12 protein-coding genes are annotated in these 11643 nt (G+C 74.2%); 5 read left to right on the plus strand and 7 right to left on the minus strand.

Annotated features, from left to right (window positions below; translation table 11 throughout):
• Positions 1-33: 33 nt before the first annotated feature.
• Positions 34-303 carry a metal-sensitive transcriptional regulator gene (locus tag ACLQ2W_RS27580; RefSeq protein WP_281940493.1) on the minus strand — a complete coding sequence of 90 codons (270 nt, stop codon included), beginning with the start codon at positions 301-303 and terminating at the stop codon, positions 34-36.
• 254 nt (positions 304-557) lie between these two features.
• On the opposite strand from ACLQ2W_RS27580, the gene eccB reads away from it, so the two are divergent.
• Positions 558-1940 carry a type VII secretion protein EccB gene (eccB, locus tag ACLQ2W_RS27585; protein ID WP_425789980.1) on the plus strand — a complete coding sequence of 461 codons (1383 nt, stop codon included), beginning with the start codon at positions 558-560 and terminating at the stop codon, positions 1938-1940.
• Positions 1941-2058: 118 nt separating this feature from the next.
• Here eccB and ACLQ2W_RS27590 read toward each other — a convergent pair whose 3' ends face one another.
• Genes ACLQ2W_RS27590 through ACLQ2W_RS27610 form a run of 5 tightly spaced genes read right to left on the minus strand, consistent with a single transcriptional unit; the run spans position 2059 to position 6532 of the window.
• Positions 2059-2661 (minus strand): class I SAM-dependent methyltransferase, encoded by a 603-nt coding sequence (locus ACLQ2W_RS27590; protein ID WP_425789982.1) that lies wholly within the window; start codon positions 2659-2661, stop codon positions 2059-2061.
• Positions 2662-2685: 24 nt separating this feature from the next.
• A complete protein-coding gene (locus ACLQ2W_RS27595) occupies positions 2686-3288 on the minus strand; it encodes a phosphatase PAP2 family protein (RefSeq protein WP_425789984.1) in 603 nt (200 codons plus the stop codon).
• A gap of 30 nt (positions 3289-3318) precedes the next feature.
• On the minus strand, positions 3319-4185 hold the full coding sequence (locus tag ACLQ2W_RS27600) for a carbohydrate ABC transporter permease (protein ID WP_405093908.1): 867 nt from the start codon (positions 4183-4185) through the stop codon (positions 3319-3321).
• On the minus strand, positions 4185-5144 hold the full coding sequence (locus ACLQ2W_RS27605; RefSeq protein ID WP_281940501.1) for a carbohydrate ABC transporter permease: 960 nt from the start codon (positions 5142-5144) through the stop codon (positions 4185-4187). Before ACLQ2W_RS27605 ends, ACLQ2W_RS27600 begins: the two co-directional genes overlap by 1 nt.
• Positions 5141-6532, minus strand: a complete 1392-nt coding sequence (locus ACLQ2W_RS27610; protein ID WP_425789987.1) for an ABC transporter substrate-binding protein — start codon at positions 6530-6532, stop codon at positions 5141-5143. Before ACLQ2W_RS27610 ends, ACLQ2W_RS27605 begins: the two co-directional genes overlap by 4 nt.
• A 122-nt stretch (positions 6533-6654) precedes the next feature.
• Here ACLQ2W_RS27610 and ACLQ2W_RS27615 point away from each other — a divergent pair, with 122 nt between their 5' ends.
• The 3 genes from ACLQ2W_RS27615 to ACLQ2W_RS27625 are packed head-to-tail and all read left to right on the plus strand — an operon-like array spanning position 6655 to position 9852.
• On the plus strand, positions 6655-7692 hold the full coding sequence (locus tag ACLQ2W_RS27615; protein WP_425789989.1) for a zinc-binding dehydrogenase: 1038 nt from the start codon (positions 6655-6657) through the stop codon (positions 7690-7692).
• A gap of 1 nt (position 7693) precedes the next feature.
• A complete protein-coding gene (locus ACLQ2W_RS27620) occupies positions 7694-8512 on the plus strand; it encodes a sugar phosphate isomerase/epimerase family protein (protein ID WP_425789991.1) in 819 nt (272 codons plus the stop codon).
• A complete protein-coding gene (locus tag ACLQ2W_RS27625; RefSeq protein ID WP_425789993.1) occupies positions 8509-9852 on the plus strand; it encodes an MGH1-like glycoside hydrolase domain-containing protein in 1344 nt (447 codons plus the stop codon). The genes ACLQ2W_RS27620 and ACLQ2W_RS27625 overlap by 4 nt, the downstream gene beginning before the upstream one ends.
• A 76-nt stretch (positions 9853-9928) precedes the next feature.
• On the opposite strand, the gene ACLQ2W_RS27630 is transcribed toward ACLQ2W_RS27625, so the two are convergent.
• Complete coding sequence (locus ACLQ2W_RS27630) at positions 9929-10633, minus strand: CBS domain-containing protein (RefSeq protein ID WP_425789995.1); 705 nt, start codon at positions 10631-10633, stop codon at positions 9929-9931.
• 379 nt (positions 10634-11012) lie between these two features.
• On the opposite strand from ACLQ2W_RS27630, the gene ACLQ2W_RS27635 reads away from it, so the two are divergent.
• Complete coding sequence (locus tag ACLQ2W_RS27635; protein WP_405093916.1) at positions 11013-11405, plus strand: DUF2267 domain-containing protein; 393 nt, start codon at positions 11013-11015, stop codon at positions 11403-11405.
• Positions 11406-11643: the final 238 nt, after the last annotated feature.

The following is an 11643-nucleotide window of genomic DNA, read 5'->3' on the forward strand; positions in this document are numbered from 1 at the left end:
CGCGATCAGGCGGCGCGGGCGGAAGTCGGTGGGTCAGGCCAGGGCGAGGAAGAGCTTCTCCAGCTCCTCCTCGGTCATCTCCGGTTCCTCGCCCGCCCGGCGGGCGGCGCCGCAGTGGCGCATGCCGGAGGCGATGATCTTGAAGCCGGCCCGGTCGATGGCCTTGGAGACGGCGGCGAGCTGGGTCAGCGCGGCGCGGCAGTCCTCGCCGTTCTCCATCATCTCGATCACGGCGTTGAGCTGCCCGCGGGCCCGCTTGAGTCGGGTCAGCGCGTCGCTGGTCATCTCGGGTCGAAGCTTCACGTCCCACCTCCTGCCCCCACCATACCCCCGGGGGTACCCCGCCCGCCACCCACCCCGCCGCCCGCCTGGTTGATCATGAAGTTAGCGGTCGTCCCGCCCGGCGTTTCGTGCCGCCAACTTCATGATCAACGACGCCGGGCGGGGTGGGGGTGGGGGCGGGGTGGGGGCGGGGTGGGGTTGGGGGCGACGCAGGGTGGGCGGGGGATCGACGGAGCGCTTATCCTGTGCGGCGACTATCCCGGTGGAGGGGCCCGATGGCGTCGCGGCAGGACCAGCTGCACTCGTACCAGTTCACCGTGCAGCGGGCGGTCGCCGCACTGGTGATGCGGGAGACCGATCCGGCGCAGTCGCCGTTCCGCCGGTTGGCCGGCGCCGGCCTGGCCAGCGTGCTGGTCGCGGTGATCGCGCTCGGCGGGGTGGCGTTGTACGGCCTGTTCACCGGCGGCGGCAGCTCCTGGCGGGACACCGGCGCGGTGATCGTGGAGAAGGAGTCCGGCGCCCGGTTCGTCTACCGCGACGAGAAGCTGCACCCGGTGCTCAACTACGCCTCGGCCCTGCTGATCATCGGTGCGGAGCGGCCGAAGACGGTGCTGGTCACCCGCCGGGCCATCGACGGGGTGCCCCGTGGGCTGCCGCTCGGCATCGCCGACGCGCCGGATTCGTTGCCCGCGCCGAACCGGCTGGTCGGCGACGGCTGGACGCTCTGCTCGTCGGTGACCGTGGAGGCGGGGCGGCCCGAGGCCCGCTCGGCGCTGCTGATCGGGCGGGCCGCGACCGGTGGGCGGACGCTCGGCGACCAGGGCCTGCTGGTCCGCCACCCGGACGGCGGCCTGCACCTGCTCTGGCACGACCGGCGCTACCTGCTGCGCGACACCGACCGGGTGCTCGCCGCGCTGGCCGCCACCCGGGAACGGGCCGTCCCGGTCGCGGCGGCGTTGCTCAACACCGTGCCGGCCGGCGCCGATCTGGTCCCACCGCCGGTGGGCGCGCTCGGCGCTCCCTCGGCGCGGGTCCCCGACGCCACCGTCGGCGACGTCTACCTGGTGCGCAACTCCGGTGGCGGCCGCCAGTACGCGGTGGTGGCGCGCGACGGGCTGGCCGGCATCACCGAGTTGCAGGCCGCGCTGCTGCTGGCCCGCACCGGGCAGGGCGAGCCGGCGCCGATCACGCTCGGCCGGTTCGCGGCGCTGCCGAAGCTGCCCGACCTGGTGCCGGCCGGGCCGGACGCGCCGCCCGCCGTACCGCCCCGGCTCGCCACCGCCGATCCGGGCGCGCTCTGCGCGCGGGCCGGTGACGACACCGGCGTACGCGAGATCCGGCTCGGCGTCACCGCACCGGACCCGGCCGCGGCCACGCGTACCGCCGGGGGTCGGGGTGGGCTCGCCGACCAGGTCGTGGTGGAGCCGGGGCGCGGCGCGCTGGTGGAGGCGGTGGCCGCCCCGGGCGCGACCGGCGGCACGGTGTGCGTGGTCACCGACCTGGGCCGGCGGTACGCGCTGGCCGGCGCGGACGTGCCGGGCATGCTCGGCTACGCCGGGGTGCGGCCGGTGCGGCTGCCGGCGGGCCTGGTGGACCTGCTGCCGGCCGGCAGCCCGCTCGATCCGGCCGCGGCCCGCGCCGTGGCCGCCCCGGCCTGACCGGGCACAACCCGGGCGCGGCCGAGCCCGGCACGAGTCAGGCCGGCGTGACCGAGGCCGGGCGTGACCGAGGCCGGGCGTGACCGAGGCCGGTGTGGTCCGGGCCGGGCGGGTCGGCTCAGGCCGGGCGGCGCAGCACGGTCACCGCGAACCCGGCGTCGTCCTGCCAGGGGCGCAGGTCCCAGGTGGCGAAGCGGTGCTCCCGGCGCAGGCCGGCGGCGACCGCGTCGGCGTCCAGCTCGGCGACCGGGTAACCCCGGTCCGTGCCGAAGCCGACCACCACGACGCCGTCGGGACGCACGTGCGCGGCGATCCGGGCCAGCACGGCACGCTCGGTGCCGGGGGCGACGAAGGTCATCACGTTGCCGGCCACCACGGCCGCGTCGAACGGCTCGGGCTCGCCCTGTGCGGGCAGGTCCAGCTCGGCCAGGTCGGCGACCAGGAACCGGGGACCGGGGTGGTCGGCGTGGGCGGCCTCGACGAGCGTCGGGTCGGCGTCGACGCCGACGACGGTGTGGCCGCGGTCGGCCAGCACGGCGGCGACCCGGCCGGTGCCGCAGCCGGCGTCGAGGATCCGCGCGCCGGGCGGCACCAACGCGTCCACCAGGCGGGCCTCGCCGGCCAGGTCCGCCCCCTCGGCGGCGAGGCGGCGGAACCGGTCGACGTACCACTGCGAGTGGCCGGGCTTGGTGTCGGTCACCCAGCGGGTCGGCTTGCTCATGGGTCCAACCGTAACTGATCTTGTTCAGGTCAGCGCGAGGAACGTGGCGGCGGCCAGCGGCGCGCCGAGCGCGGCGCCGGCCAGCACCTGCGGCCCGGTGTGGTCGCGCAGCCGCACCCGGGACCAGCCGACCGCCGCCGCCAGCGGCCAGCCCAGGTGCGCCACCGGCCCGAACAGCAGCACCAGCACGGTCACCGTGGCGGCGGCCACCGCCGCGTGGATGCTCAGCTTCCACCAGTGGTTGACGAGCGTGCAGGCCGCGCCCACCACGAAGATGACCACGAGCACCGCGAACAGCTCGGCCGGCGCGTCCAGCGCCGCCAGCAGCAGCAACCCGACCGCCACCGAGGCCAGACCGATCGACAGCGGCCGGGCCCGCTGCCGGTGGTCGCCGACGTGCCGGTCGGTGAGCCGACCCCGGCGTACGCCGTGGACGATCACCCCGACCGGGATGATCGCGCAGCACAGCAGCGCGGTGCCGCCCCAGAGCAGGAACTGGGCCGGGGAGCGGCTGACCCGGGCGGCGGCCACCAGCGGCAACGCGGTCACCAGGACGCCCGGTGCGAGCACCTCGGTGAGCAGCCGGGCCAGCCGCGCGCCGGCCGGGCGCTCCCGTGGTGATCGCACCGGGTCATCCTGGCATGCCGCCGCCCCTGCTCAGCCCTTCTCGGCCCCACTGGTGAGGCCCTCGGTGAGCAGCCGTTCGCCGGCGAAGAACAGCACCACGATCGGCAGGGTGAGGATGACCGAGCCGGCCATCAGCACCGTCTTGGGCACCTCGACGCCGTCGGCGAGCAACGACAGCCCCAACGAGACGGTCCACCGGTCCGGCCGGTCGACCAGGAACAGCAGCGCGAACAGGAACTCGTTCCAGGCGATCATGAAGTCGTAGAGCGCGACCGCCATCACCGACGGCGCGGCGAGCGGCAGACTGACCCGGCGGATGATGCCGAGCCGGCCGGCGCCGTCGATCGCCGCCGACTCCTCCAGGCTGACCGGGATGGTCTCGAAGTAGTTCTTGAGCATGTAGACCGAGACCGGCAGCGTCTGCGAGATGTAGACCAGCACCAGCCCGAACAACGACCCGCGCAGCCCGGCGCGGCTGAAGACCACGAACAACGGGATCGCGATGACGATCGACGGGAACAGGTAGACCGCCAGGAACAACGCGCTGACCTGCCGGCGGCCGAAGAACCGCAGCCGGGAGACCGCGTACGCGCCGGGGATGGCGACCACCAGCGTGAGCGCGGTCGCGGCCAGCGCCACCAGGCCGCTGTTGCGGATGAACGTGAGGAAACCCTGGCCGCCGCTCTCCACCGACTTCAACACCTCGGCGTACGTGGCGACGGTCAGCTCGCCGAACGGCACCCAGAGCGAGCCGGGGTCGAGCAGCAGGCGCTCGATCGGGCGTACCGACAGCACCAGCATGTACCAGAACGGCAGCAGCGTGACCAGCAGGAAGCCGGCGATCACCAGCCGGCGCAGCCAGCGCAGGCTGACCGTCTCGATCCGGTCCCGGTCCATCACGCCTCCCGTTTCGCGCCGAAGAAGCGCAGGTAGATGGCCACGAACACGAGCAGCACCACGGCCAGCACGACGGCCTGGGCGGCGGCGGCGCCGATGTCGGTACGCGCGGTGAGGAACTGGTAGACCCGGACGCTTACCACCTCGGTGCCGGCCGAGCCGCCGGTCAGCAGGTAGACGTCGTCGAACTTGTTGAACGTCATGATGAACCGCAGCACGCCGAGCAGCGCGATCACGGGCATGAGCTGCGGCAGCAGGATGTGCCGGAAGCGCTGGGTCGGGGTGGCGCCGTCGACCCGGGCGGCCTCCTCCAGCTCCGCCGGCACGGCCTGGAGCCGGGCCAGCAGGAACAGGAACGCGAACGGGAAGTAGCGCCACGCTTCGAACGCGATCACCGTCCACAGCGCGGTGGACTCCTGGGACAGGAACGCCACCGGGGCGTCCCAGCCGAGGAAGCGCCGCCCCCAGTCGTTGACGATGCCGAGCTGCGGGTCGAGCATCACCTGCCAGACGAACGTCATGGCGACCACCGGCGCCACGTACGGCAGCAGCATCGACGCGCGCACCAGCGTACGGCCCCGGAACGGCCCCCGGACGGCCAGCGCCGCGACCAGGCCGACCACGATCGAGCCGGCGGTGCCGCCGACGCTGTAGACCACTGTGGTCCAGAGCGTGTCGGCGAACCCGGGGGTGTGCAGCACCCGGTCGATGTTGTCCAGCGTCAGCTCGCCGAACAGGCCGGTCTTGCGCAGCGTCGCCAGGCGTACCCGCTGGAAGGCCAGCACCACGGTCCAGACGATGGGTATGCCGATCACCGCGAGCACGACGAGCAGCGTCGGCGCGACCAGCGCGAGCCCGGCGCGGGACTCCCGGCGGCGCAGCGTCAGCGGGCGGCGGCCGGGCCGGCGGGGCCGCTCCGGGGTGGGGGAGCGGCCGGCCTCCGGCGCGACGGTGGTCAATTGACGCCCTTGGCGATGGCCTCGACGTCCTTCTTGGCGCGCTCGGCGGCGGCCCGGGCGTCGGACTTGCCGCCGACCACGTCCGCGAGCGCCTTCGGCACCGGCAGCTCGCCGAGGATGGCGCCGACCAGCTTGCCCTGACCCTGGGTCAGCCCCCAGCGCTGGAACGTGTCCGGGCTCTTGCGCAGCGTGGCCAGCACGTCGTCGCCGTAGACGTCGGCGAGCGGCTTCCTGGTGTCCACCCCGGCCGGGCTGGTGTTCCACAGCGTGCGGAACTTCTGCTTGTCCTCCGGCGTCCCGGTGCGCACCGGGAACCGCCCCTCGGGGGACATGCCGAACCAGCGCGGGTAGCCGTCGGAGAGCATGTACTCCACGAAGGACGTCGCCGGGTCGGCCGCGCCGTCGAGCACCGCCCAGGAACTGACCTCGCCGTACTGGGCCGGCTCGGTGCCGTTCGGGCCCTTGATCGCGGTGACGAAGCCGCTGTTCTTCGCCAGCCACGCCGGGTCGGACTGGCACTGCGGGCAGGTGGGCCGCGCGTCGCTGCGCAGGCCGGCCAGTTCGTCGAGGACGAACGGCGACCAGATCAGCATGGCCGCCCTGCCGGCGAAGTAGGTGGCCCGGGTGGTGTCGACGTCCTGCGCGCCCTTGACCGAATTGTTCCGCATCAGGTCGCCGTAGAACCGGAACGCCTCCACGCACTCCGGCGAGTCGAGCGTGACCTTGCCGGCGTCGTCGGTGAGCTGGCAGTTGTTGGCCAGCGCGAGGTGCTCGAAGGTCTGCTGGGTGAACACGTCGCCGGGGGCGGTCGCCGCGGTGATGCCGGCGACGCCGCCGGTGTTCAGCTTCGCCGCCGCGGCGGCGATCTTCTCGTACGTGTCGGGGGCGGGCAGGCCGGCGGCGTCGAACAGGTCCTTGCGGTAGACGAGCAGTTGGCCCCAGCCGTCGCTGGGCACCGCGAGCTGGGTGCCGCCGTCGCTGGTCAGCTCCAGCGCGCGGGGGGAGAACGTGTCCCGCCCGAGCTTGTCCACCACGGCCTTGTTGGCGTCCGGCTCCAGCAGCTCGTTGGCGGCGAGCGTGCGGACGCCGGCGAGCGACACCGAGCCGACCACGTCGGGCAGGTCGCCGGCGGCGGCGCTGGACGCGATCAGTGACGGGAACTGGTCCTCGTTGACGGTGACCAGGTTGACCTTCACGCCGGTCTTCGCGGTGTAGTCGGCGATGATCGCCTTGGTGGCGGTGACCCGGTCGGCCACGTCCTCCAGGCTCCAGACGGTGATCTGGGAACTGTCGGATTTCTGCTCGTCGTCGCTGCAGGCGGTCGCGCCGACCCCGGCCAGTGCCAGGATCAGGCTCGAAGCGAGCAGCCGTGTGGAGGGTGATGGCATCGGCGGCACTCCTTCTCGAAAATACACGGCACGCCATCAATACCCGCAGATTCATCAATCTAATCACATATGCCCATTTTTTGGGTTAGGATTGAGGCCGGCACTTTCCTCGGAGCGACGCCATGGCCAACTGGGTTGTCTCGCTCGCCGGGCCCCGGAGCATCCGCCTGGAGCCCTGCCCCCCGGACCGGCTCGGCCCGGGTCAGGTCCGCGTCCGCACCTGCTACTCCGGCATCTCCGCCGGCACCGAGCTGACCCTCTACCGGGGCAGCAACCCCCGGCTCCACAAGGACTGGGACGCCACCGCCCGGATGTTCGTGCCCCGGCAGGCCGCGCCCGCGTACCCGGTGGTCGGCTTCGGCTACGAGGAGGTCGGCGAGATCGTCGAGGTCGCCCCGGACGTCGCCGACCGCCGCGCCGGCCAGCTCGTCTGGGGCATCTGGGGGCACCGTGCGGAGGCCGTGCTCGCCGCCGCCGCGACGCACCCGCTCGCCCCCGGCCTCGACCCGCTCGCCGCCGTCTTCGCCCGTCCCGGGGCCATCGCGCTGACCGCGGTGCTCGCCGGTGACCTGCACCTCGGCGACTGGGTCGGCGTCTTCGGCCAGGGCGTGATCGGGCTGCTCGGCACCCGGCTCGCGGTGCTGTCCGGCAGCCGGGTGGTGGCCGTCGACCGGGTGCCCGGACGGCTCGCGCACGCCACCCGCCTCGGCGCCCGCCGGGTCGTCGACGTCGCCGGCGACTCGGCCGCCGCCGCGATGCGGGCGGCCACCGACGGTCGCGGCGCCGACGTCTGCCTGGAGCTGTCCGGCGCGTACCCGGCGCTGCACGAGGCGATCCGGGCCACTGCGCACGCCGGCCGCGTCGTCGCCGCCGGCTTCTACCAGGGGTACGCCCACGGGCTGGAACTCGGCGAGGAGTTCCACCACAACCGGATCCAGCTGGTGGCCGCCCAGGTCTCCGGCCCCGACCCGGCCCCCGGCACGGCCGGCCGGTGGTCCGGGACGCGGATCGCGCACACCTTCATGGACCTGGTGGCGGAGGGCAGCGTCGACCCGCTGCCGCTGGTGAGCCACGTCGTCGACGCGGGCGCGGTGGCCGACGCGCTGGCGTTGCTCGACCGCGGTGACGCTGACGTCCTCCAAGTGGTGCTGAGGTTCTGACATGGACATCCCACTGGCCTGCCAGGAGCAGTTGCTCCCCGGCGCCGACCTGATCGACAAGTACGCCCTCGCCGTCTCCCTCGGCTACCGGGGCATCGAGCTGCGCGGGCGGGGGGACCTGGCGTTCGCCAGGCGGCTGCCCGAGCTGCGCCGGGCCCGCGCCGCCGGGGTGGTGACGCCGACCGTCTGCGTCGAGATGGACCACTTCATCGGCGACTTCGACCCGGCCCGCTCCCGGGACGCGGTGCGCAACCTGCGCTCCCAGCTCTCCGTCATCGCCGAGCTGGGCGGCGTCGGCGCGATGACGCCGGCCGCCTGGGGCATGTTCTCCCGTCGGCTGCCGCCGCACGAGCCGCCCCGGTCGCCCGAGGCCGACCGGCGGGTGCTCGTCGACGCCCTGGGCGAGCTGGGCGAGCACGCCCGGTCCGAGGGGGTCACCCTGTTCCTGGAACCGCTCAACCGGTACGAGGACCACATGGTCAACCGGCTCGACCAGGCGGTCGAGCTGTGCCGGGCGGTCGGGTCGCCCGCGGTACGGGTGGTCGCCGACACCTACCACATGAACATCGAGGAGGATGACCCGTGCGCCGCGCTGCGCGCCGCCGCGCCGTACCTCGGGCACGTGCAGGTCAGCGACTCCAACCGGCACCAGCCCGGCGCCGGGCACCTGGACTGGGTCGCGCTGCGGGACACGCTCGCCGGGATCGGCTACCCCGGCTGGCTGGCGCTGGAGTGCCGGCTGCGCGGTGAGCCGGTCGCCGCGCTGCGCCAGGCCGCCGCCGTGCTGACCTCCGCCCGGCCCCGGCGGGCCGCCGCGTGACCGGCAGCCTGGCGGCCGGCGTACGGGCCGGCGCAGAACGGGACGCCCGACTGCGTCGGCTCGCGCTGGCCACGTTGGACGCCAACTGGGAACACGACCACACCGTCCCGTCCCGCACGCTCTACCCGCACCAGTGGAGCTGGGACTCGGCGTTCATCGCGGTCGGGCTGGCGCACGTGCGACCGGACCGGGCCTGGCGTGAGCTGCGCACGCTGTTCGCCGCCCAGTGGGTCGACGGGCGGGTGCCGCACATCGTGTTCAACCCGGCGCCGCACCTCGGCCCGTACTTCCCCGGGCCGACGTTCTGGGACTCGGCGTGCGCCGACGGCGCGCCGTCGGTGGCCACCTCCGGCATCGTCCAGCCACCGGTGCACGCGCCGGCCGCCTGGCTGGTGCACCGCCGCGCCCCCTCCGAGGCGTCGGTGGCCGCGCTGCGCCGGCTCTATCCCCGGCTGGTCGCCCAGCAGCGCTACCTGACCGGGCGGCGGGACGTCGGCGGCGGCGGCCTGGCCGCCATCGTGCACCCGTGGGAGTCCGGCCTGGACAACAGCCCCGCCTGGGACACCCCGCTGGCCGCGGTGCCGGCCGACGAGGCGGTGATGCGCGCGTACCGCCGGCACGACACCGCGCACGCCGACGCCACGCACCGGCCCACCGACCTGGACTACGCGCGGTACGTCGCGCTCGTGGACAGCTACCGGGCCGGCCGCTACCGGGACGAGGGGCTGCTCGGGCGGCACCCGTTCCTGGTGGAGTGCCCGCTGGTCAACGCCGCGCTCGGGGTCGCCGAGTACGCGCTGGCCCGGATCGCGACGGTCATCGGCGCCGACCCGTGCCCGCACCGGGACCGGGCCGCCCGCCTCACCGAGGCGCTGGTGACCCGCCTCTGGGACCCGGTCACCGGCACGTTCCGGCCGCGTGACGTCCGCACCGACCGGCTCGTCGGCCCGCGTACCGTGCTCGGGCTGCTGCCGCTGGCCCTGCCCGACCTGCCGGAACCGCAGGTGCGGGCCGTGCTGGCCGAGGCGTGCTCGTCCCGGTTCGGCCTGGCCGCCCGGATGGACCGGCCGCTGCCCACCTACGACCGCACCGCGGCGGACTTCGAACCGCTGCGGTACTGGCGCGGGCCGAGCTGGGTGAACACCGGCTGGCTGCTCTGGCAGGGCCTGCGGACCCACCGCCGGGCCGACCTGGCCGCCGGGCTGCGGGACTCCCTGCTCGACCTGGTCGACGGCGCCGGCTGCCACGAGTACTTCCACCCGGACACCGGCGCCGGCCTCGGCTCGCCGGCGTTCAGTTGGACCGCCGCGCTGGTGCTGGACGTGCTCGCCGAGGGCTGACCGCCCCGGTCCGGCCGCCGGGCCCGCTCCTCCCGGGCCGCGGCGTCCTCCCCGGGCCGCCGCCGGCCCCCGGTGGTCAGGCGATGCCGGCGGGCATGCCGCCGCCGAGCCGCAGCGCCGACATCGGCGCGTCGTCGATCGCGTAGCCGAGCGCGTCGACCACCTCGACCACGCCGCTGACCTGCCGGGTCAACCGCAGCGCCAGGTGCACCGTGGACCAGCGCTCCACCTGCCCGGTGAGCGTCACCACGCCGCCGTGCACGGCCACGTCCACCACGCCGTCGCGCACGCCGAGCGTCCGGCGCAGCACCTCGTCGACCACGTCCCGCCGGATGTCCGCATCCGGGCGCAGGTGCACCTTGAGCAGGTCGCCGCGGGTCACGATGCCGACCAGCCGGCCCAGGTCGTCGACCACCGGCAGTCGCTTGACGCCGCGCGTGTCCAGCAGCCGGGCCGCCTCGACGAGCGTGGCGTCCGGTGCGACGGTGACCGGGGGAGCGGTCATCAGGTCGGCCGCGAGCGTCGCGCCGGCCTTCGCCCGCGCCTCCCGGCGGTGCCGGTCGGGCCGGAGCCGCCGTTCGTGGGGCTGCCCGGACAGCTCCACCTTGTACATCAGGTCCGCCTCGGAGACCACCCCGAGTACCCGCCGGCCGCCGTCCACCACCGGCGCCGCCGTGACGTGCCGGTCGGTCAGCAGGTCGACGATCTCCCGGTACGCCGTGCCCTCCCGTACCGTCGCCACGTCGGTGGTCATCACGTCCTGCACCTGCCACGTCCGCATTGTCGACCTCCCGGTGTCCGCGACGCCGCGCTCCGGCGCCTCCGGTGACTCCCGCCCGGCACGTCTCCCGCCGCGCCCCGGAGCCACCCGTCTCCGACGCTAAGCCGCCGCGACCGACCCGAGCAGGGCCGCCCGGACCCCACCCACCAGGCCCTAGGTCCCCTCCCTCCCCGGGTCCCACCCTTCCTCGACGATCTTGCAGTTGCGGCCCGTGAGACGTCGGATCGGTGGCTTTTGCCGGGGCGGCAAGTGCAAGATCGCGGGCGGGGGTGCGAGGTCGGGGCACGGGGGGTTTGTGGGGGTGGGGGGTGGGTACTCGCGGGGGCCGGCGGGGTGGGGGTTCCCGGGATGTCGGCGACCGGCTGCCAGGGGAGGCGGGATGCGGTTTCCGCTGTTCGTCGACGCGGTGGCGCGTCGTGCCGAGCTGCCCACCGACGACGCGGCGACGATCTCCCGCGCGGTGTTGCAGACCCTCGCCGAGCGGATCACCGCCGACGAGTCGGCCGACCTGGCCGCCCAGCTCCCCGACGACGTCGGCGGCTACCTCGCGACGACCGGGCCGCCGGCGACCGGGGCCGCGGTGGACTTCCTCTACCGGGTGGCCGACCGGGCCGCGGTGGACCCGGCGCTGGCCGAGGTGGGGACGCGTGCGGTGCTCGCCACGCTTCGGGAGACGGTCACGGTCGGCGAGTTCCAGGATCTGGTGGCGCAGCTACCCCGGGGGTTCGACGCGATGGTGGACCCGCTTCCGCGTCCGCCGTACGATGTCTGAGCAGGCTCCCCGCGACCCGGGTCGAGCTGCGGCGCGGCCGCCCATGAGGCGAAGATTTCACCGCTCAGAAGTACTTTCACCGTAAAATAACTCGCGAGTAGCCATCTACGCTGAAAATCGTCTACGCGCTAGAGGGATGATCGGACGAATTCCTCCGTCCCAGGTACCAGGGGTCGTCCCCCCTTCGGCTCGACCCGGATCGATCCTCTTCCGGTCGAGAGATTGAGCTTTATTCTGC

The sequence above is a fragment of the Micromonospora sp. DT227 genome, from assembly GCF_049841835.1.
Lineage (GTDB): Bacteria > Actinomycetota > Actinomycetes > Mycobacteriales > Micromonosporaceae > Micromonospora.